At 44.2% G+C, this 20486-nt stretch carries 23 protein-coding genes; 1 reads left to right on the top strand and 22 read right to left on the bottom strand.

What is annotated here, in order from left to right:
- Position 1: 1 nt before the first annotated feature.
- Positions 2-940 carry an HPr(Ser) kinase/phosphatase gene (hprK, locus tag BA724_RS03415; protein WP_069937283.1) on the bottom strand — a complete coding sequence of 313 codons (939 nt, stop codon included), beginning with the start codon at positions 938-940 and terminating at the stop codon, positions 2-4.
- A gap of 125 nt (positions 941-1065) precedes the next feature.
- On the opposite strand from hprK, the gene BA724_RS03410 reads away from it, so the two are divergent.
- Positions 1066-1596 carry an N-acetylmuramoyl-L-alanine amidase gene (locus BA724_RS03410; protein ID WP_069937282.1) on the top strand — a complete coding sequence of 177 codons (531 nt, stop codon included), beginning with the start codon at positions 1066-1068 and terminating at the stop codon, positions 1594-1596.
- Positions 1597-1631: 35 nt separating this feature from the next.
- Here BA724_RS03410 and BA724_RS03405 read toward each other — a convergent pair whose 3' ends face one another.
- The 21 genes from BA724_RS03405 to BA724_RS03315 form a co-directional block, all read right to left on the bottom strand.
- Positions 1632-1979, bottom strand: coding sequence for a phage holin family protein (locus BA724_RS03405; protein WP_069937281.1), 348 nt, complete (start codon positions 1977-1979; stop codon positions 1632-1634).
- A 26-nt stretch (positions 1980-2005) separates the two neighbouring features.
- A complete protein-coding gene (locus BA724_RS03400) occupies positions 2006-3199 on the bottom strand; it encodes a DUF4097 family beta strand repeat-containing protein (protein WP_069937280.1) in 1194 nt (397 codons plus the stop codon).
- Positions 3200-3264: 65 nt separating this feature from the next.
- Positions 3265-6117 carry an excinuclease ABC subunit UvrA gene (gene uvrA / locus BA724_RS03395; protein WP_069937279.1) on the bottom strand — a complete coding sequence of 951 codons (2853 nt, stop codon included), beginning with the start codon at positions 6115-6117 and terminating at the stop codon, positions 3265-3267.
- Between the two features lie 10 nt (positions 6118-6127).
- Positions 6128-8104: an excinuclease ABC subunit UvrB gene (gene uvrB, locus BA724_RS03390; protein WP_069937278.1), complete on the bottom strand. Its 1977-nt coding sequence runs from the start codon at positions 8102-8104 to the stop codon at positions 6128-6130.
- Between the two features lie 251 nt (positions 8105-8355).
- Positions 8356-8592, bottom strand: coding sequence for a CsbA family protein (locus tag BA724_RS03385; protein WP_069937277.1), 237 nt, complete (start codon positions 8590-8592; stop codon positions 8356-8358).
- Between the two features lie 63 nt (positions 8593-8655).
- Positions 8656-9294 carry a YfbR-like 5'-deoxynucleotidase gene (locus BA724_RS03380; protein ID WP_069937276.1) on the bottom strand — a complete coding sequence of 213 codons (639 nt, stop codon included), beginning with the start codon at positions 9292-9294 and terminating at the stop codon, positions 8656-8658.
- 121 nt (positions 9295-9415) lie between these two features.
- Positions 9416-9544, bottom strand: a complete 129-nt coding sequence (gene yhfH / locus BA724_RS17785) for a protein YhfH (RefSeq protein WP_083256032.1) — start codon at positions 9542-9544, stop codon at positions 9416-9418.
- A gap of 133 nt (positions 9545-9677) precedes the next feature.
- Positions 9678-10871 (bottom strand): PDZ domain-containing protein, encoded by a 1194-nt coding sequence (locus BA724_RS03375; protein WP_069937275.1) that lies wholly within the window; start codon positions 10869-10871, stop codon positions 9678-9680.
- Positions 10872-10962: 91 nt separating this feature from the next.
- Entirely contained in the window at positions 10963-12093 is a 1131-nt protein-coding gene (locus BA724_RS03370) for a trans-sulfuration enzyme family protein (protein WP_069937274.1), read from the bottom strand.
- Positions 12094-12169: 76 nt separating this feature from the next.
- Positions 12170-12709 carry a redoxin domain-containing protein gene (locus BA724_RS03365; protein WP_069937273.1) on the bottom strand — a complete coding sequence of 180 codons (540 nt, stop codon included), beginning with the start codon at positions 12707-12709 and terminating at the stop codon, positions 12170-12172.
- Entirely contained in the window at positions 12706-13275 is a 570-nt protein-coding gene (locus tag BA724_RS03360; RefSeq protein ID WP_069937272.1) for a hypothetical protein, read from the bottom strand. The genes BA724_RS03365 and BA724_RS03360 overlap by 4 nt, the downstream gene beginning before the upstream one ends.
- A 101-nt stretch (positions 13276-13376) precedes the next feature.
- Positions 13377-13484, bottom strand: coding sequence for a YjcZ family sporulation protein (locus BA724_RS17780; RefSeq protein ID WP_083256031.1), 108 nt, complete (start codon positions 13482-13484; stop codon positions 13377-13379).
- A gap of 137 nt (positions 13485-13621) precedes the next feature.
- Positions 13622-14980: a murein hydrolase activator EnvC family protein gene (locus BA724_RS03355; RefSeq protein WP_083256030.1), complete on the bottom strand. Its 1359-nt coding sequence runs from the start codon at positions 14978-14980 to the stop codon at positions 13622-13624.
- Positions 14981-15016: 36 nt separating this feature from the next.
- Entirely contained in the window at positions 15017-15901 is an 885-nt protein-coding gene (gene ftsX, locus BA724_RS03350) for a permease-like cell division protein FtsX (protein WP_069937270.1), read from the bottom strand.
- Complete coding sequence (ftsE, locus tag BA724_RS03345) at positions 15891-16577, bottom strand: cell division ATP-binding protein FtsE (protein ID WP_069937269.1); 687 nt, start codon at positions 16575-16577, stop codon at positions 15891-15893. Before ftsE ends, ftsX begins: the two co-directional genes overlap by 11 nt.
- A gap of 363 nt (positions 16578-16940) precedes the next feature.
- Positions 16941-17324 (bottom strand): cytochrome c551, encoded by a 384-nt coding sequence (cccB, locus tag BA724_RS03340; protein WP_342669984.1) that lies wholly within the window; start codon positions 17322-17324, stop codon positions 16941-16943.
- A gap of 201 nt (positions 17325-17525) precedes the next feature.
- Positions 17526-18386, bottom strand: coding sequence for a DUF421 domain-containing protein (locus tag BA724_RS03335; RefSeq protein ID WP_069937268.1), 861 nt, complete (start codon positions 18384-18386; stop codon positions 17526-17528).
- Positions 18387-18417: 31 nt separating this feature from the next.
- Positions 18418-18624, bottom strand: coding sequence for a DUF1657 domain-containing protein (locus tag BA724_RS03330; RefSeq protein WP_069937345.1), 207 nt, complete (start codon positions 18622-18624; stop codon positions 18418-18420).
- A gap of 19 nt (positions 18625-18643) precedes the next feature.
- On the bottom strand, positions 18644-19651 hold the full coding sequence (spoVAD, locus tag BA724_RS03325; protein WP_069937267.1) for a stage V sporulation protein AD: 1008 nt from the start codon (positions 19649-19651) through the stop codon (positions 18644-18646).
- Positions 19651-20130: a stage V sporulation protein AC gene (gene spoVAC, locus BA724_RS03320; protein WP_069937266.1), complete on the bottom strand. Its 480-nt coding sequence runs from the start codon at positions 20128-20130 to the stop codon at positions 19651-19653. Before spoVAC ends, spoVAD begins: the two co-directional genes overlap by 1 nt.
- 92 nt (positions 20131-20222) lie before the next feature.
- A complete protein-coding gene (locus BA724_RS03315) occupies positions 20223-20429 on the bottom strand; it encodes a DUF1657 domain-containing protein (RefSeq protein WP_069937265.1) in 207 nt (68 codons plus the stop codon).
- Between the last annotated feature and the right edge of the window lie 57 nt (positions 20430-20486).

Raw genomic sequence — 20486 nt, 5'->3', positions numbered from 1 at the left:
CTTATTGCTTGTCATCAATGCCGGCATCATTAATAGCACCAGCCAGTTTATCAGTAAATTCCTGTGCCGCGTTGACACCCATCCTCTTCAATCGGAAATTCATTGCTGCCACTTCAATAATGACGGCTAAGTTTCGGCCTGGACGGACCGGCAGCGTAATTTTTGTAATTTCAGAATCTAAAATCGGCAGCTTATCTTCTTCAATGCCAAGACGGTCATATTGCTTATCCGGATCCCATAGCTCCAGATTGACATTTAACGTAATAATTTTATGTGAACGGACTGCACCCGCTCCAAACAATGTCATAACATTAATAATGCCCAGTCCACGAATTTCAAGCAAATGTTCAATGAGCTCTGGTGAATTTCCGACGAGACGCCCGATATCTTCCTGACGAATCTCAACACAGTCATCCGCGACAAGCCGATGGCCTCTTTTGACAAGTTCTAGTGCAGTTTCGCTTTTACCAACACCGCTTTGACCAGTTATGAGCACACCAATGCCATAAATATCGACCAATACACCATGAATGGCCGTTGTTGGCGCAAGCATCGACTCTAAATAGTTTGTAAGCTGGCTCGAAAATTTTGTCGTCGTCATTTTTGACCGCATGACCGGCACCGAGTAAGCTTCTGACGCTTCAATTAATTCAACCGGTACACTTAAATTACGAGAAACAATAATAGCCGGTGTTTCATAATCACATAACTTATCCATGCGTTCTTTTTTTTCATCCGGGCTGAGCCGCTGAAAAAATGAAAGCTCGGTCATCCCGATTAATTGCACACGCTCTGACGGATAATAATCAAAAAATCCGGCAATTTCAAGGCCCGGACGTGACAAGTCACTTAATTTTATCGGACGGTGAAGCCCATCTTCCCCACTGACAAGCTCTAAATCAAATTTCTCCAAAAGATCCACTGCACGCACTTTTGGCATTGTTATTCCCTCCCCTTCAAACAAAACGAATTGCCTTTATTGTACCATGTTTCCAATAAAAACAGCTGTTTCAGTATCGATTTTCGCCATTCTCCTGTATATAAAAAGAGAAAGGAGTGAAAAAAATGAAAATAGCGATTGATGCAGGGCATGGGTGGACAACACCCGGAAAGCGAACACCGGATGGGATGAAAGAATTTGAATTTAACCGGCAAACAGCTTTAATTCTTCAGGAATTGCTGCCCGCTGACGTATTGTTTGTTCATGATGAGAACCGAGATGTGTCGTTGTCGGAACGGGTTCAAAAAGCCAATGCAGCAGGTGCTGATTTATACATATCAATTCACGCAAATGCTTTTGGGACAGGCTGGACCAGCCCCCACGGCATCGAAACATATATCCATTCTTCACGGCCGGCAAAAGCGCTTGCCATTGCAAAGATGGTGCAGCATGAACTTGTTCTAGCCACCGGACGGCGCGACCGTGGTGTGAAAACGGCTGACTTTTATGTACTGCGCAAAACAAAAATGCCGGCCATTTTAATCGAAGCCGGTTTTATGACGAACCAGGCCGAAGCCAATTTGCTTAAAACAAACGCATATCGGCAAACATGCGCAAAAGCAATTGCAGCGGCTATCCAAAAAACATGTTTGTAAAAAAACAAAAAACAGGAAGCAGCCGCTTCCTGTTTTTACTTTTTTCGTAAAATTGTTATTTGCAGTATGATGTTGACCAATGCCATAATGACCGCAATGACAAGAGCCAAACCAAAGCTTTCAATATCGAAAGCATAGCCCATAATGTTATCAGTCATCAGCAATGTGATCGCATTGATCACAAACAGAAACAATCCGAGTGAGATCATCGTGATCGGCAGTGTTAAAATGACGAGCACCGGCCGAACAATCAAGTTTAAAACTGATAACACAAGGCTGGCAATGACGGCATAGAAGAAACTGTCTACATGCAAACCTGGAAAATAACCAGCCAGTGCAACAAATAACACTGCATTAATGAGCACGCCCAAAACCCAGCCCATTCTAAAACGCTCCCTTACTTCGTGAATTAAATACCTGCGTCGAATGAATCATCCGGGCCTGCCGGCGGTGTCTGGCGCAATGAAGACATCCGCAGTGTGACAGAGCCTGTTTTTGTTTCAGCATCTATGACAAGCTGGCGCCCATCAAGCAGGTTATCACTTTCAAATTTCAGCGATTTTTGAATGCGCTCGTCTTTTTCAATTACGCTGGCCATACCAGTTTCCGGAAGCGTTAAACGACCTGCCGTCGTCCGAATTTCACCTTTTACAGCGAGTTCCTGTGGTGAGTATAGTTCAATATTGCCTGTCATTGATTCTGCGCGAACCGCTTCCGCCTGATCTTTTTTCGCATCGTATAATATGTTTCCGTTAAACGTCTGCAAATCTGCAAAGCGGTACGTACCGACCATATGAATCGCGCCGTTAAATGTATTCAGTTCAGCCCGCTCGCCTTCACAGTCAATGATACGGATCGGGCCGTTGCCTGTTTCCACTTCAATAACCGCAATGTTACTGTTTTTCAATTCCATTTTTCCGTTTCCGGAACGAACTTCAAGTTTTTCCGCTTTTATATCTCTCATATCAAATGCACCGTTGAATAGCTTAACCGATATGTCTTCTAATTCACTAGAAGGTATATAAAGCGTAACATCCGTTTTCATCAGCTTTAAGCCGACCGAGAAAGACAACTTGTCTTCACGCGCATAAAAAATACTGTTTTTCAAGAATGACTCTTTTGCTTCTTCTTCCGTGGCAGCCCCATACACTTTTACATGGCACTCCGCTTTGACACCGTCACCATCCCATGGCCGGATTGTCACCGCACCATTTGCCGTTTCAAGCTTTAAATGCCGCGGCAGCGTCCCCTGTTCATAAAAAACATGAGTAAATTCAGTTCCTTTTCCAACAAACGGTACTTCCACATCCTTTAAACGCTGCATAGCGGACTGCATAAATTCAAATAATTTTTCCTTTGACTGTGAGACGGTTTCGGTTTTTGGACGCTGGCCGGCCATTTTTTGGCCAAACTTCTCAAGTTCTTCAAAAATACCGCCAAATCCTTTTGAGCCTTCCGTTGACTTTGTGGAGGAGGAAGAACGTGTACCCGCATTTGAATCAGTGCCGTTTTTCTCCAATGCTTCAATCAATTTTACTGCTTCATCCGCTGAAATAATACCTGTCTCCACCATTTTTAAAATTCGCAGTTTTTCTTCGCTCATAAATATGAACCTCCCGTTTTTACTTCCTGTTCGTTTATACGAATCCATCGGCAAAAGGTTTCATTTTATTTTAACTGCACAGTCATTCGTTCCCGGTCACGCTCCAAAATTTTCTTCAAATAATAACCGGTGTATGATTCTTTTGTGTCGGCAATCTCCTCAGGTGTACCCGATGCAACGATGGTGCCGCCTTTATCTCCGCCTTCAGGACCAAGGTCCACAAGATAATCCGCCGCTTTAATGACATCAAGATTATGCTCAATAACAAGCACAGTGTCACCATTTTCCACGAGACGCTGCAACACTTCCAGCAGCCGGGCAATATCATCGGTGTGCAGACCCGTCGTCGGCTCATCCAAAATATAAAACGAGCGGCCATTGGAACGGCGATGCAGCTCGGATGCGAGTTTGACACGCTGTGCTTCTCCTCCTGATAACGTCGTAGCCGGCTGTCCGAGTGTAATATACCCAAGTCCAACGTCTGCAATAGTTTGAAGCTTCCGGCTGATTTTCGGAATATTTTCAAAGAACACAAGGGCATCGTCCACTGTCATTTCAAGCACATCTGAAATGTTTTGGCCTTTATATTTTACTTCAAGTGTTTCACGGTTATACCGTTTGCCATGACATACTTCACATGGTACATACACATCAGGAAGAAAGTGCATTTCAATTTTTATGATTCCGTCACCACGGCACGCTTCACAGCGGCCGCCTTTTACATTAAAGCTAAAGCGCCCTTTTTTATATCCCCGCACTTTCGCTTCATTTGTCTGTGCAAATACGTCACGAATGTCGTCAAACACACCTGTATATGTGGCTGGATTGGAACGGGGCGTCCGCCCAATTGGTGATTGATCAATATCGATGACTTTTTCCAGCTGGTCAATCCCTTTTACTTCTTTATGGGCACCTGGACGCGCTTTTGCTTTATTCAGCTTTTGCGCTAAAGATTTGTACAAAATTTCGTTAATTAACGTACTTTTTCCGGATCCTGATACACCCGTTACAGCGGTAAACAAGCCAAGCGGAAATTTCGCCTTCACATTTTTCAAGTTATTTTCTTTCGCACCTGTCACTTCAATCCAGCGTCCATCCGGTTTGCGTCTTTCTTCCGGCAATGGAATATATTTTTCACCGGACAAATACTGGCCGGTAAGCGATTTTTTATTCTCCATTACTTCTTTTGGTGTACCAGCCGCGATCACTTCTCCGCCGTGGACACCGGCACCCGGTCCGATATCAATTAAGTAATCCGCTGCGATCATCGTATCTTCATCATGCTCTACGACAATGAGCGTATTCCCGATGTCACGCATATTTTGCATCGTGCTGATCAACCGGTCATTATCACGCTGGTGGAGACCGATCGATGGTTCATCTAAAATATACAGCACGCCGGTTAAACGCGAGCCGATTTGCGTAGCAAGCCGAATCCGCTGTGCTTCCCCTCCCGAAAGTGTTCCTGCTGCACGGCTTAATGTTAAATAATCAAGACCGACATCGATTAAAAAGCCGAGCCGTTCACAAATTTCCCGCAAGACAAGACGGGCAATCTGCATTTCTTTTTCTGTCAGGACGATGTCTTTAAAGAAATCCGACGCTTCCTGAATCGAAAAAGCGGCCACTTCCGATATATTCAAGCTGTCAATTTTCACAGCAAGGCTTTCTTTTTTCAACCGCTGCCCTTTACATGTCGGACAATTTGATTCACCCATATATTTTTCCATCTGGTCACGAATGTAGTCAGAGCTTGTTTCTTTATAGCGGCGCTCAATGTTGCTGAGCACGCCTTCAAATTGAATAGAGTTATCCCGAATTTGGCCAAAATCATTTTCATAGCGGAAACGGATTTTGTCCCTTCCAGAGCCGTTCAATAATTTATCCGTCTGCTCAGCCGGCAGGTCTTTCCACGGGGTATCCATATCAATCTTGTAATGGGTACAGACCGCTTTTAACAGCTGCGGATAATATTGAGAACTAATCGGCTCCCAGGGCGCAATCGCATTTTCGTTTAAAGAAAGATCTTTAATTGGAATAACGAGATCGACATCCACTTTTTTCTTCATACCGAGACCGTCACATGACGGACAGGCGCCGAACGGACTGTTAAATGAAAACATGCGCGGCTCCAGTTCGCCGACAGAAAAGCCGCAGTGCGGGCAGGCGTGGTGTTCACTAAACAACAGCTCTTCTTCGCCGATCACATCGATAATCACGTTGCCTTCACCGAGACGAAGCGCTGTTTCAATCGAGTCTGCCAAGCGCGCTTCCACGCCTTCTTTTACAACAATCCGGTCGATAATGACTTCAATAGAATGTTTTTTATTTTTCTCAAGTTCAATGTCTTCTTCTAAATCACGCATCTCACCGTTGACACGGACCCTCACATAGCCTTGGCGCTTTACATCTTCAAACACTTTCACATGTGTGCCTTTGCGTCCGGAAATGACTGGGGCGAGCACTTGGATTTTCGTTCGTTCTTCAAGCTCCATAATACGGTCCACCATTTGGCCGATCGTTTGGGATGTAATTTCAATGCCGTGAATTGGGCAGACAGGCCGCCCAACACGTGCATATAGCAGGCGCAAATAGTCATAAATTTCCGTTACCGTTCCAACAGTCGACCGCGGATTACGGCTTGTCGTTTTTTGGTCAATCGAAATGGCCGGCGACAGCCCTTCGATCGAATCGACATCCGGTTTGTCCATTTGACCCAGAAACTGCCGGGCATAAGCGGAAAGTGACTCTACATAGCGCCGCTGCCCTTCCGCATAAATAGTATCAAACGCAAGTGATGATTTCCCTGAACCGGACAATCCCGTTAACACGACAAGCTGATCGCGGGGAATGGTAATATCTATGTTTTTTAAATTGTGGGCACGCGCCCCTTTTACCGATATATGATCAATGGCCATATGAGCACCTCTATTCTGATTTAAGTTCAAACAATGCGTCACGAAGCTCGGCAGCGCGTTCGAAATCAAGTGCTTTGGCCGCTTCTTTCATTTCCGCTTCGAGATTCATAATAAGTTTTTGTCTTTCCTGCTTCGACATTTTTTTGCCGGTTGTTTTAGATGTATATGTTTCCGTGTCTTCCGCCGCTTGTGTCGCGCGGATAACATCACGAATATCTTTTTGAATTGTCATTGGCGTCACGCCATGTTTTTCGTTGTAGGCTTCCTGAATTTCACGGCGCCGTTTCGTCTCGCTAATGGCTTTTGTCATGGAATCGGTCATTTTGTCCGCGTACATAATAACTTTTCCTTCTGAATTACGCGCAGCGCGCCCGATCGTCTGAATTAAAGACCGCTCCGAACGCAGGAAACCTTCTTTGTCCGCATCTAAAATCGTCACTAATGATACTTCTGGAATATCCAGCCCCTCACGCAGCAGGTTAATGCCGATCAGCACATCGTATTTGCCGAGGCGCAAGTCACGAATAATTTCAATCCGTTCAAGCGTTTTAATTTCAGAATGCAAATACTGGACTTTAATGCCGATTTCTTTCAAATAATCGGTCAAGTCTTCCGACATTTTTTTCGTTAGTGTGGTAACAAGCACACGTTCGTTCTTCTCGATCCGTTCATTGATTTCTCCAATTAAGTCATCAATCTGGCCTTCAATCGGCCGTACCTCAATCGTTGGATCGAGCAGGCCGGTTGGACGAATAATCTGCTGGGTCATCTCAGGCGTATGCTCCAGCTCATAAGGACCCGGTGTCGCTGAAACATAGACAATTTGATTAATGTGGTCTTCAAATTCAGCAAACGTCAGCGGGCGGTTATCTTTCGCAGATGGCAGGCGGAATCCATGATCAACAAGCACCTGCTTGCGCGCCTGGTCCCCATTGTACATACCGCGCACTTGCGGCAGTGTCACGTGCGATTCATCAATAACCATCAAAAAGTCTTCTGGAAAATAATCAATCAATGTATATGGTGTTGACCCGGGCGGACGAAGTGTTAAATGACGCGAGTAGTTTTCAATTCCCGAACAAAACCCCATTTCCCGCATCATTTCCAAATCGTAGCGCGTGCGCTGTTCCAGCCGCTGCGCTTCTAAAAGCTTTTCTTCCGCCCGCAGTTCCGCAAGCCGCTCTTCCAGCTCCTGTTCAATATTGCCGATCGCAATGTTCATTTTTTCTTCCCGGGTAACGAAGTGGCTTGCCGGGAAAATAGCAACGTGATCACGGTCGCCCATAATTTCACCAGTTAAAGCGTCCACTTCCCGAATACGGTCAATATCATCGCCGAAAAATTCAACCCGAATACATCGTTCATCTCTTGATGCTGGAAAAATCTCGACAACGTCGCCGCGAACCCGAAAAGTACCGCGCTTAAAATCAATATCGTTCCGTTCATATTGAATGTCAACGAGCCGCCGCAGCAAATCGTTCCGGGCAATTTCCATGCCGGTCCGGAGCGAAATAACCATCTCTTTATATTCTTCCGGCGAACCGAGGCCGTAAATACACGAAACAGACGCGATAATAATCACATCATCGCGTTCAAATAAAGAAGACGTTGCCGAATGGCGAAGCTTATCAATCTCATCATTGATGCTGGCGTCTTTTTCAATAAATGTATCGGTCTGCGGCACGTAAGCTTCCGGTTGATAATAGTCGTAATAACTGACAAAATACTCAACAGCATTGTCGGGAAAAAATTCTTTGAATTCGCTATATAACTGACCGGCGAGCGTCTTATTGTGCGCAATAACAAGCGTTGGTTTCTTTACTTCCTGTATGACATTGGAGATCGTAAATGTTTTTCCTGTACCGGTCGCACCAAGCAGTGTTTGATGTTTTTTACCGCCGCGGATGCCCTCCGTTAATTCTTTGATTGCGGCAGGCTGATCCCCCTCCGGCTTATATTTAGAAACTAAATTAAATTGCTGCGCCAACGTGCAGGCCCCCTGTCTTTATCCGTTCTTTCTTTTTATACTTCCCATTTTAACACGATCAAAACAAAAAAAGCCAACAAAAAGCACACACTTGTTCGGACCGCATGCTTTTGCTGCTTTTTAAAGAACATCAATCCAAATTTCGGATTTTGCACCCGCGATTAAAAAGCTGGGAGCCATTATAAAACTTTTATGTTCATTTTTTGGCCGGCTTAAAAGCAACAAAAAAACACCGAAGTATTTTTTCGGTGTCAGTTGAGCTTCACTTTTAGCTGCTTCATCATCCGGTTAGATAACCAAAGACCGGCTGTTAGTGAAAAAGCATCAATAATAATTAATTCCCACATATGGGTGTATCCTTTATAGGCGGATGCGGCAATAAGTGCGACTGTTAAAATCAGACCGAGAAACTGGTTGTACGTTACGCGTGAAAAAAGCAAAACGAGCAAAGCGGGCATAAACAACGCCAGAATCATCTTATCAACCATCATCTTCCTCCCAGCTGTTTTCTTTTATCATACTGGATTTTTCCGAATTCGAAAAGACCCGATTCATTCAGACCGGCTGATAATGCGCTCTGTTAAATCACGCAGCTCGCTGTGCGGCATAAATTTTTCCGCCAGCATGTCGGGCATAATGTGATCAATAAAATATTGAACACAGTGAAGATCCTGAAATTTCAAGATGGTGTTTAGCGCCTCTTCGTAAATTTCAAAAAAAAGCGGGTCCGGATTGCGCTTTAAAATTTCACCGTACGCTTCATATAGTAAATCCACTTTATCCGCTACTGATAAAATACGTCCTTCAAGCGAGCTGTCTTTCCCTTCCTTCAAACGGCGGAAATACGCTTCGTGGAATTCTGCCGGAAATTCCGCTTCAATAAACCGTCGCGCCATTTTTTCTTCCACTTGAGAAAACAATTCTTTTAACTCGACTGTCGCATATTTGACTGGTGTTTTTATATCACCGGTAAACAATTCTGCATAGTCATGATTGAGCGCTTTTTCGTAAAGCGACCGCCAATCGACTGTTTCCCCGTTCATTTCTTCCACCGTTCCTAAAAACTGCGCAATTTTCGTCACTTTAAATGAATGAGCCGCTACGTTATGCGACTGGAATTTAAATTTTCCCGGCAGGCGGTATAAGTGCTCCAGATCTGATAACGTTTTAAAATATGTATGAACTCCCATAACACCCACTCCTTTTTCTACATTTTAACGATAAATAAACAGAAAAAAAAGAAAAATCCGCTCTGTTAGTTAAGAAACAGACGGATTTTTCAAATGAATTCGGTTACATTGTTCAATACAGTTACTCCTCTATTTTGCTTAAGCAGCGCTCACATTCTGTGTGATAAGACTCGTGCTGTTCTGTTATTTGTGAACCACACTGGCAGCACTCTTTTCCTGGAATGTTACGGTAAAATTCTAATGGCATCATGTTGATTTCCTCCTTTAATTTTTTATTAGTGTGTTGCTGTTAAATTCATTGTATTATAACAGTGATAATAAGTCAACAACTGTTATACAATAATTTTTAAAAAAATAAAAAACGCCCTCTTGATTGAGGACGTTTAATCAGAAAACACGGAGTCATCCATATATTCTTTTTCTTCAGGTGCAAACAGCAGCCCAAGCTCATGATGCTCATTTTCATAAATAGAGCCTTGCACAAATCGCAGCTGGCCGTTTTTCCCAATGACTTCAAGCTTGCAATACGCTGCATTTTTTTGCAGTGCTTTATAAAATTCCGGCTCTGTATGGACTGGTATACCGTTTACTTTAGTGATGATCTCACCAATGACAAGCCCCATTTTCCGGGCAAGAGCTCCAGGCAGTACCCCAACAATCATAATCCCTTTAGGCTGCGTTGTAAAAAAGTACGGGCGATGCTTTTCATAGCTGTAGTGGCGGCGGGTGATTGCGATTCTAGCAACGGCAGCAAACAGAACGGCTATAGCCGAAAGCTGCCATACCCAATAAGAGCCTGCTGCTATAAGCAAAGCAAGGATGCCTGCAAAAATCACACTTCTGCCTGTCGACTGCACAGCGAGCTCCGGCAGTGTACTGCGGATCGTCATTGAAAAGCCAATTAAAAATGGAAACAAAACAAGGTAGTAGCTTTCTGCCCCAATTGGAATGATCGGCCACCAGTCCGCAAATGAATCAAGAGGGCGGCTTGCCGGTACCGGCAAAAAGACGGGCACGAGCCAAAGGCGGCGGGCAAGGTGAACAGCCGTTTTTTGCCCCCGCTTGCTTATTTCCAAACGGGGAGATGTCCCTTGATGACCGCGCTTGCGGATAAGCACGCCTTCTGCTATGACGAGAAGAGCCGTTAAGACCGCTAAAATGGTCAAGATGGCACTCATTTTAAGAGATTCATAGGAAATAAACGAATAACCGAGCCGTTCAGACAGGAAAAAAACGGCGTATGCGGCTGTTAATGTCCATGCAGGCGATAGAAGGAAAAAACCGCCAATGCTGAAGATAATGAACAATGCAGCAATAAAACTTAACAGATCAGCCGGGAGTGCCAGCCCAAGCGTAAGTCCGATCAATGATAATACCAAACCGACCGCTAAGCTGGACGGCAAAATAAAACGGATTTCCTGATATATGTCATACACGCGCGTGTCGAAATCTTTGCGCTCACGTGTGACACGAAACATGCCAACGATAAAAGCGAGAATAAATGAAAAATAAAAGATAGGATGAAGCAATAATTTTCCTGCCGCAGCACCGAGCTGCATAAGCCAGTCCAAAGCCATAAAAGTCCCTCCAAAGCGTTGCACAAAAGTCTTTCTCTTTATTGTATCAGAAAGTTCGTGCAATCGTTAACAGACTTATGACGCTTTTTCATCAAGCTTCGTTCAGCGCCTTTTCAAGCTCCTTAATAATATCTTCTGCTTCTTCAATACCGATTGAAATGCGCACGGTCTTTTCCGACACACCGACTGCCGCTTTTTCTCCAGCCGTAAGCGAACGATGAGACGTGCCAAACGGCCATGAAACAGATGTTTCAACACCTGCTAAGGAAGGGACAATTTGAATCCAGCCAAGCGAACGGAAAAAAGCAGATTCATCGGCCTGATCGGCTAAATGAATCGTGACAATGGCGCCGTTGCCTTTTTTGGATACGCCTTTTGGGTAAAATACGTTTTTTACCTTCGGCTGTGTGCTGAGCCAGTCCGACACTTTCTGCGCATTCGCTGACTGGCGTTCCATCCGCAAACCAAGCGTCTTTGCTCCCCGGCAGGCAAGCCACGACTCAAATGGGCTTAAATTTAAGCCAATGTTCACAACCCGGCTGCGTGCAGCTGCTATATATTCTTCTTTTCCGACCACAACACCTGCTGAAACGTCGCTATGTCCGCCGATATATTTTGTCGCAGAATGAACGATCATGTCCGCGCCCAGCTCAAAAGGCTTTACAAGATATGGCGTTGCAAACGTATTGTCTACAATAAACACGAGTTCTTTTTCTTTTGCGAGCGCTGATATGAATGCTAAATTTTCAACGCGTAAAAACGGATTTGTAATCGATTCTGTATATAAAATGACCGTTTCCGGACGAATTGCTGCCTTGATCGCCTTTTCATCTTCAAAATCCACAAATGATGTGTCAATGCCCATCCGCGCCAGTTCTTCTTTCAGCATATAAAATGTGCCGCCATAAACGTCCCGTGCCGCCACGATGTGGTCGCCGCTTTTCGCTACGGCAAGCAACGCTGCCATAATGGCACCTAGTCCTGACGATGCAGCGACACCAGCCGGGGCACCTTCAAGCCGTGCCGTCACGTTAGCCAGCTCGTCCGCGTTTGGGTTGCCAACTCGTGTATATAAATACGGCGCTTCGCCGTTATAATAGCCTTCCATTTCTTCTAAACTATCAAATGAAAAAACCGATGTCTGGTAAATCGGCGTCACTTTGCTTTGAATATTTTTTGGCAGCTTTTCGCCGTGTACAGCTTTTGTATTAAATGAATCCATGGTTCCCACTCCTTTTCACCTGTTTATTATATTCCGAAAATTGCACAAAAACAAATCCGCCTTTTGAAAAGGCGGATTACTTTACAAGTTCTTTCATCATTGGCTCATCCATCGGGCCCACGATTTTCTGATGCACCGTGCCGTCTTCATTTAACACATATGTGGTCGGGATCGTATATACTTCATATATTTCTGCCACTGTACCATCCTTGTCCATTAAAACTGGGAACGTTAATTCATATTGATCAGCAAAATCCTTCGCTTTCTCATTGCTTTCTTCTACATTAACCGCTAAAATTTCAACGTTCTCCGGTTTTTCCTCATAAAAAGACTGCATATGCGGCATTTCCGCTTTACACGGAGGGCACCACGTTGCCCAGAAATTTAAAAAAACTTTTTTCCCTTCGTAATCCGATAGTTTGACTTCTTTTCCATCTACTCTCTGCAGTGTAAAGTCAGGCGCTTTGTCACCAACTTCTATCCCATTTTGGTCATTATTAACTGCAATGCCCGCTTCTCCGATATCGGTGACCTCTTTACGGTCATTGTATAAATTAAAGCCGGCAATACCGACTAATAAAGCAATCAGCAAAATGCCAAACCACTTTTTGCTCATGTCTTTTTCCTCCAAATGATAATATAAGCCGTAACGACTGTATATACGATTGCTTCGGCGCCAAAAGCCTGTCCATCCGCTGACAAAAAAAGCAGCTGCCAAAACAGCAGTAAAATAAGCGCACGCTCCACACCTTCTTTGGCGACAAAGAAAAAGAGCATGCTTCCGGCTGCTTGAATTCCATCCCAATAAGTCCATGACCCACTTAACAGAGCAAACGCGAGCGGATAAATAACGACCATGACCGCCCAGACCAGTGCCGCTTTATAGGCGGACATTTTTTTCATCCACATATAAGCAAGAGCCGCTGCAATGCCAAGAATAAAACCATTTGTACCGCCATTAAAATAAAGAAGGGATAATGGCGCTTTAACAACAAGGTCAAATTGAAATAACAAAATACTTAATTTCCAAACAGCAATAAAAAGAAATGCCGCACTGCTTACCTGTTCTGAGAATGCTTTACTGATGATTAAGCGTGCATACAGCCATGATCCAAATAAAGCAAGCGCCACGGCTGGCTGCGCGACAGGAAACGTTATATTCCCAATTTGAATAACATCCATATTTTATCCTTTCTATCATATCATATGACTCTTTTTCATTCATTATATACACATATGGGTATAAAACAAAAAAAGCCGCCTGTTCAGCGGCTTTTCATTCATCAGCTGCCCCAGCCAATATAAGCGGCGCCTACGATGATAAGCAAAATGAACAACACGACCACCAACGCGAAACCACTGCCGTACCCGTTGTCTTTGTATTCGCTCATGCTAATCCACCTCCCTGCTCGTTACTCTTACAGCGTATGCACAAAAGGAAGAAGGGGGAAGAGCACGCCGCCTATAGTAATAAAAAAGTGCCTGTTCCCCAAAACGCGTCAAAGCGGTGGGGAACAGGCACTGATCATTAAAAACTAATATATTGCGCCGGATCTACAGCATTTTCTTTTCCGAGTGTCCAGGGACCTTTATGAATTTCAAAGTGAAGGTGCTGACCGTAAGAACGGCCTGTATTGCCCATATATCCGATTGTCTGGCCTTTTGACACACTTCCGCTATTCACAACACGTTCTGACAGGTGCCCGTATACAGTTGTGTACACTTGTCCATTAATAGAGTGTGAAATAAAGATCGCATTTCCGTATGTATCCGAGTAATACGAACGGCTGACAACACCATCTGCCGCTGCAACAATCGGCACACTTGCGCTATTCGCGATATCGATGCCTTTATGATCACCTAAAGAACGCTGCCCAAAACCTGATGTGAATGTTCCTTGTGCCGGACGCATAAACATGCCGCCTGAATCAGCAGGTGCTTCTGTTGCACGAGGAGCCGGAGCCGGATCTGGCTCTGAAGTTTTTTCAGCCACAGCCGCTTTTGAAGCAGAAGACTCTGCTGACGCTTTTGCAGAAGCTGCTGCTTCCTCTGCTTTCTTTTTCTCTGCTTTCTTTTTCTCTGCCGCAGCAGCAGCTGCAGCGCGCTCTTCTTCCACAATACGCGCTTTTTCTGCCTTGATAGCAGCCTGAATAGACGCTTCCTGTGAATCAAGCAGACTCTGTTCTTCTTCAAGACTCAGCTTTTGTTCATGTGCTTCATGCTCATCTGCCACGAGCCCTTTCATGACATTATTTTTAGCCGTGCGCTGCTTTTGGAGCTCTGCATTCATTTTTTCCAGTTCGGCAAGCATCTCTTCTAAACTCGCAAGCTGCTCTTTTACTTTTTGTTCATTTGCTTCAAGCTGCTTTTTATCGTTTTCCTGCTCTTGCAAAATATCTTTATCTGCATTAACAAGCGTCGTTACCGCTGTTGCACGATTGACAAAATCACTAAAGCTTTCAGCACCCAGCAAAACATCAATGTAGCTTGCTGATCCGCCGCTTTGCTGGATCGAGCGGGCGCGGTCTTCCAAGACAACGGTACGCTCTGCAATACGAATCTTTAATTCTTCGATTTCCGCACGAAGCCGTTCAATCTCTGCTTTCGTTTCAGCGATTTCTTGTTCTTTCGCACGAATCTTTGACTCTGATTCTGTGATGGCGCTGTCCAGCTTACGGATTTGGGCTGTTACGCTGTCCTGTTGCTGCTGAAGTTCAGAAATTGTTTGTTCTTTTTCGGTAATGTTGTTTTCTAGTCCGGATTTTTGCGACTCAATTTGCTGCTGACGCTTTTGCAGGTCAGACAAACTTTCCGCAGAAGCCCCCCCTGCAAAGCTGAATCCGAGTGACGCTGCGACTGCAAGCGCCATGTATGAACGTCTTTTCAACTGATTGACCCCTCTCGTCCCTGTATCCATTTTTCTTTATACATTCAAAAAGCGTCTGACTGAAATAAAGCTGCCCCAGATGCCGATAAAAACCGCAATGACAAGCATAAGAGCCGTCACTGGCACAACAAGTGGAATGTAACCAATAAATTCAACGAAATGTCCGGTGAGCTTAGCTGAAATCGCTTGCTCCGCATAATAATAACCAACTGCAACCGCTGTAATCGGGATAATCGAACCTAGCAGCCCGATCCATAATCCTTCCAATAAAAACGGCCAGCGAATAAACCAGTTTGTTGCTCCGACGAGTTTCATAATTTCAATTTCTTTCCGGCGGGCAAAAATAGTAATTTTAATTGTGTTTGAGATTAAAAACATCGCAGTAAACAGAAGGCCTGCTACGAGGACAACCCCAACGTTTCGTGCTGTTTTCATAAAGCTGAATAAGTTTTCAACCTTTTCTTCTCCATACACCGCTTTTTCTGTTTGAGAAAACTGCTCGATTTTCCGCGCTGCCCCTGGTGTCTCCTGCGGCCGTACTGTTTTCACTACAAATACATCGTACAGCGGATTACTTTGTTCAAACAATGTGTAGTCGCTGCCCATATCTTTAATGAGGTTTTGCAGTTCCTGTTCTTTTGACGAATACTCGACATCTTCAACTTCAGGCAGATTTTCAATTTGCGTCCTCAGCTGCTCTTTATCAGCTTCAGCTGCATCCAGCTTCACGTGAACACGAATTTCCACATCGTTTTCAATATCTGTGCCTATTTTGTTTAAATTAAGCATAATGACAAGGAAAATACCGGTTAATAGCAGTGTTACTGTAACAGCCGAGACAGCCGCGAATGTCATCCAGCCGTTACGACGAAGGTTTTTAAAACTTTCTCTAAAATGACGGCGAAATGTTCTAGGCTTCATAGCCGTAATCACCCCGCTGTTCATCCCGGACAATCCGTCCATTTTCAATTGCAATCACGCGGCGGCGAATCGTATTCACAATATCTTTATTGTGCGTTGCCATCACAATGGTGGTTCCACGTTCATTGATGGTTTCAAATAACCGCATAATATCCCACGATGTGTCTGGATCCAGATTCCCTGTCGGTTCATCGGCGATGACCACCTTTGGGTCATTAACGATCGAGCGGGCAATCGCAATTCGCTGCTGTTCGCCGCCAGACAACTCTGTCGGCAGCATGCGGGCTTTATGTTTCAATCCCACCAAATCCAATACTTCCATCACCTGTTTGCGAATGACAGCGGGCTCTTCCTCAATCACTTCAAGTGCAAATGCCACATTTTCATATACATTTAAAAGCGGCAGAAGCTTAAAATCCTGGAAGACAACCCCGACTTTCCGTCTCAGCGCTGGAATGGACCGCTGTTTTAATGTTGCAATATTCATCCCGCCAACTATAACCGTTCCGCCAGTTGGCTTTTCTTCTCGATATATTAATTTAATAAAAGTTGATTTCCCGGCACCGCTCGGACCGACAATATATACGAACTCTCCTTGCTTTATCGTGACATCAACGCCTGATAGTGCAGTGACTCCGTTTGGGTATTTTTTTGTCACGCCTTGCATATCGATCATTACATCACCTTGTTTCTTTAATTCGGGGCGCTTATTACCCTCTTTTGCCGCCCAAAAAACATTATAACACTCTTTCTTTTGTCACAATGAAAAGAATTTGTTACAGATTCATTTCATTACGTAACATTGTTTTGCTTTTTAACAAACAAAAAAAGCGCCTTGATGGACGCTTCAAAGTATAGACACACCTCTTTTCTCCACAAAATGAATGAAGAGAAGATCACTGGACTTTTAACGGCACCATATTTAGATTTCCGGCGCCTGAAAACTTCTAGATATTGGGGTCTTTTTTAAAATGAAAAATGGCTGCCGACTTTGTCGACAGCCTAAAGAGCCGACTCCAGTCAGCTCTTTTTTCATTCATTATTTTTTTTCTGCAAGCCATGCTGCTACAGCTTCAGCTTCTTCGCCTTCTACAACGTTTGGCGGCATTTGTCCTTTTCCGTTATGAATAATGTCTAAAATCTCATCTTTGCTGTATTCTGCGCCTGCTTTGTCAAGTGCCGGACCAAATCCGCCTTCAAGATTGCCGCCGTGGCAGCTTAAACAGCTTTGCTGATACACTTCTTCACCGGCGGAAGCAGTTGTTTCTTCCGTGCCTTCATCCGTTGCCGGCGCTTCTGTTTCCGTTTCTTCTACCGTTGCGTCATCGGCTGTATCTTTCGCCGCATCGTCTCCGCCACCGCATGCCGCCAGCATAATAGATGAGCCCAACATAAGCGCCAATACTGATTTTTTAAATTCCAATGGTAATCCCCCTCTTTTGTATGAAATCCACCGTTAGTATACCAAAATCTGCTGTTTTAAAAACGTACGTACTCGTGACGAAATAAGCAAGATTGGTTTCTAGGGAACATTTCCCTCATTTATCCTATAAAAAACGGAAAGAAATGAATTTTTATAGATGATGTGCATGTTTTGACCGTTTACTCATAAAAAAGACCACCATTATCCTTTCAAGATGGTGGTCACTTGATCTATTGTCTTTTGCAGCTTTTCACTATTTTTTGCATACATTTCTTTCGCTTCTTTCGCTTCTGTTGAAAAAGAAAATAATTCCAGATCAGCCTGGCATTTTTTCATCGCCGCAAGCAGCAGCGGCTTTTCCTGAGGAGGCGGGACCTCAAGTTTATCATCAAAAAGATCAACCGTTAATTGACCGGAGGAATCCACTTGGCCGAGAAAAACATTCTCAATGGCCACCCCCAGCTTGTCTAACTCTGTTTTCAGCCATCCCCTGCTTAAGTTAACCGTTGACAATGGTTCATCAAGTACTTTCCCGTCCATAATGACGGTCTGCGGCTCCTTTATAGGCGCGACTTTTACACCCAAATCTTTTGCTGTCAACGGCTGGTTTTCTTTTTTCAGCAAAACACTTAAATCACCGGTGGCTTCTAATACGGCAAATTCCACATCCGCAACTTGAAAAACATCCTTTTTGCGTAGCAGCTCCAGTAATTCGTCCGTTGTATATCGTTCTTTTTTTAAATTTTCCTCCATAATTTTTCCGTTTTTAATAAATACGACCCCTTTACCTTCCATGAGGTCACGAAACTTTTTGCTTTTTAACGAAATCATGCCTGCTAAAAAAGGGATACCCGCAAAAACCACTAGTCCGAGTATTCCATGCATAATGTTTCGTTCCAGTCCCGTTACAACCTCCGCCCCAATACTCCCAATCGTAATCCCGGTAACATATTCAAAAAAAGATAGCTGGGAAAGCTGCTTTTTCCCAAGTAACTTTGTAATGGCAAAAAGAACGACTAAAAACAAAAGCCCCCGCAGTACAATTTCTACCCACTCCGGCACGGCTTATCACCTCCTGCAAAAATTCGTTCGTTTAAAACCCTTTATACTGCCCTTCTTCCCGTTCCAATTCTCCGACTCTTTTTTGCACGTCCGCTACTGTTTCACTTACTGTCATCATGGCGCTGTGCAGCGTTCTTTTCGATTCATTGTCCTGCGAGAGCATCGCTAAAGTCGATAAACTGGCCTCAATTCCTTTCAAGCTGGATAAGCACTGCTTTACTTCTGATGCAACGGTCATTTCATCTCCTCCTTCTTCTTTATTCGCCGAATTCAATTGAAACGGCATGAGCAATACAAGGAATCGTTTCCCCTTGCTGAAAGCTTAGCGGAGACAGTAAAGCACCTGTTGCGACAACGAGTATTCGTTTAAACTCCCCCTTTTTCATCCGGTTGAGCAGGTGTCCATATACAACGGTTGCCGAGCAGGCTGGTCCGCTTGCTCCCGAGAGAACAGGCTGCCCTTCCCGGTAAATCATCATTCCGCAATCTTTATATTGTTCTTCTTGTATCGCAGTACCATGTTTTTTAAATAAATCAAGCGACACTTCATGTCCGATTTTCCCTAAATCACCGGTTACAATAAGGTCGTAATAGGAAGGATCTACATTTCGATCGGTTAAGTGTGCTTCGATCGTATCAACCGCAGCCGGCGCCATGGCACCACCCATATTAAATGGATCTGTCAGTCCCATATCCACTACACGCCCAATCGTAGCGGATGTAACACGCGGTCCCTCTCCTTCATCGCTTAACAAGGCAGCACCGGCACCTGTTACCGTCCATTGAGCAGTAGGCGGCTTTTGTCCGCCATATTCCGTTGGGTAACGAAACTGCTTTTCAACGGCGGCATTATGACTTGAAGCTCCCGTCAGTAAATACTTCGCACTTTTTGAATTTACTATTAAAGCTCCAAGTGCCAGTCCTTCCATTGATGTTGAACAGGCGCCAAATAAGCCGATGTACGGTGCACCTAATGTATGGCAGGCGAAACTGGTCGGGGTAATCTGGTTAATTAAATCCCCCCCAAGGATAAATTGAACCTGCTCTTTCCGAAGTCCCCCTTTTTCCATTGCTTTTAGGCAGGCTTCTTCGAAGAGTACTTTATGGGCTTTTTCGTAAGATTCCTGTTCCAGCCATAAATCGCTGTGAAGGAGATCAAAATCATCTGCCAGCATCCCATCCGCTTCAAATGGGCCTCCGACTGTTCCTGTGGCCATAATGACCGGTTTTTGGTCAAAAACCCATGTGCGATGACCGGCTAACATTACAAACCACCCCACATTGTTAAAAGTGTTTTAATTGTTGCCACGACAAAAGCAGAAAAAACACCAAATAAAATAACTGAGCCAGCCAGCTTAAACATATTACCGCCCACCCCCAGCACAAACCCTTCCGTCCGGTGCTCAATAGCTGCTGAGATAACCGCGTTTCCGAACCCTGTTAGTGGAACCGCCGATCCGGCTCCGGCAAATTGCGCAATGCGGTCATAAACACCAAATCCCGTCAAAAGCATCGCGATGAAAATCATTGTACCTGCCGTTGGATTGCCAGTTGTTTTTTCCGTAAAATCAAAAAAGAAAATATAAAAGTATTGAATTGCCTGCCCGACCACGCAGATCAAACCACCAACGAGAAAAGCGTTTATACAGTTTCTTACAACAGGTCTTTTTGTTTCTCTCTGTTGTTGAAGCTCCTGATATTCCTGCTGTACCGGTGTTAATTCTTTTTTTTGATTATCTGACATGTCATTCACTTCCTCTTTTATTTCTTACAATCATCTGTTTATTTAATAAAAGGAAGAAAAAGGCTGGTTAATAAAACCAACCTTTTTCACTTTTATAGTTGTTTATATTGAGGCTCTTCCTGCAGAATTTGATCAATGCGAGGAGCGAACTGGTCAATAATGGTTTGAGTTTGCTGCGCCGCATCCTGATAAAGCTTTTTTGCCTGCTGATTATCTGTGCTGAGCGAAAACGTTTCAAAGCTTGCCTGTACCGTTTTAAGACCGGCCATTGTTTGTTTTACATCACTAATAACTGTCATGTTTTTTCCTCCTCTTTTCATTTGAACACCTATAGCATGGCAATAAAAAACGCTGTT

Source organism: Domibacillus iocasae (assembly GCF_001750285.1).
In the GTDB taxonomy this organism is placed as follows: domain Bacteria; phylum Bacillota; class Bacilli; order Bacillales; family Domibacillaceae; genus Domibacillus; species Domibacillus iocasae.
The sequence above is the reverse complement of the archived record's forward strand: the minus strand, read 5'-3'. Positions and strand labels throughout refer to the sequence as shown.

Coding starts and splice junctions, on each gene's coding strand:
- hprK (WP_069937283.1), bottom strand. CDS start 940: ATGCCAAAAGTGCGTGCAGTGGATCTTTTGGAGAAATTTGATTTAGAG.
- BA724_RS03410 (WP_069937282.1), top strand. CDS start 1,066: ATGAAAATAGCGATTGATGCAGGGCATGGGTGGACAACACCCGGAAAG.
- BA724_RS03405 (WP_069937281.1), bottom strand. CDS start 1,979: ATGGGCTGGGTTTTGGGCGTGCTCATTAATGCAGTGTTATTTGTTGCA.
- BA724_RS03400 (WP_069937280.1), bottom strand. CDS start 3,199: ATGAGCGAAGAAAAACTGCGAATTTTAAAAATGGTGGAGACAGGTATT.
- uvrA (WP_069937279.1), bottom strand. CDS start 6,117: ATGGCCATTGATCATATATCGGTAAAAGGGGCGCGTGCCCACAATTTA.
- BA724_RS03385 (WP_069937277.1), bottom strand. CDS start 8,592: ATGGTTGATAAGATGATTCTGGCGTTGTTTATGCCCGCTTTGCTCGTT.
- BA724_RS03380 (WP_069937276.1), bottom strand. CDS start 9,294: ATGGGAGTTCATACATATTTTAAAACGTTATCAGATCTGGAGCACTTA.
- yhfH (WP_083256032.1), bottom strand. CDS start 9,544: ATGATGCCATTAGAATTTTACCGTAACATTCCAGGAAAAGAGTGCTGC.
- BA724_RS03375 (WP_069937275.1), bottom strand. CDS start 10,871: ATGGCTTTGGACTGGCTTATGCAGCTCGGTGCTGCGGCAGGAAAATTA.
- BA724_RS03370 (WP_069937274.1), bottom strand. CDS start 12,093: ATGGATTCATTTAATACAAAAGCTGTACACGGCGAAAAGCTGCCAAAA.
- BA724_RS03365 (WP_069937273.1), bottom strand. CDS start 12,709: ATGAGCAAAAAGTGGTTTGGCATTTTGCTGATTGCTTTATTAGTCGGT.
- BA724_RS03360 (WP_069937272.1), bottom strand. CDS start 13,275: ATGGATGTTATTCAAATTGGGAATATAACGTTTCCTGTCGCGCAGCCA.
- BA724_RS17780 (WP_083256031.1), bottom strand. CDS start 13,484: ATGAGCGAATACAAAGACAACGGGTACGGCAGTGGTTTCGCGTTGGTG.
- ftsX (WP_069937270.1), bottom strand. CDS start 15,901: ATGAAGCCTAGAACATTTCGCCGTCATTTTAGAGAAAGTTTTAAAAAC.
- ftsE (WP_069937269.1), bottom strand. CDS start 16,577: ATGATCGATATGCAAGGCGTGACAAAAAAATACCCAAACGGAGTCACT.
- BA724_RS03330 (WP_069937345.1), bottom strand. CDS start 18,624: ATGACCGTTGCATCAGAAGTAAAGCAGTGCTTATCCAGCTTGAAAGGA.
- spoVAD (WP_069937267.1), bottom strand. CDS start 19,651: ATGTTAGCCGGTCATCGCACATGGGTTTTTGACCAAAAACCGGTCATT.
- spoVAC (WP_069937266.1), bottom strand. CDS start 20,130: ATGTCAGATAATCAAAAAAAAGAATTAACACCGGTACAGCAGGAATAT.
- BA724_RS03315 (WP_069937265.1), bottom strand. CDS start 20,429: ATGACAGTTATTAGTGATGTAAAACAAACAATGGCCGGTCTTAAAACG.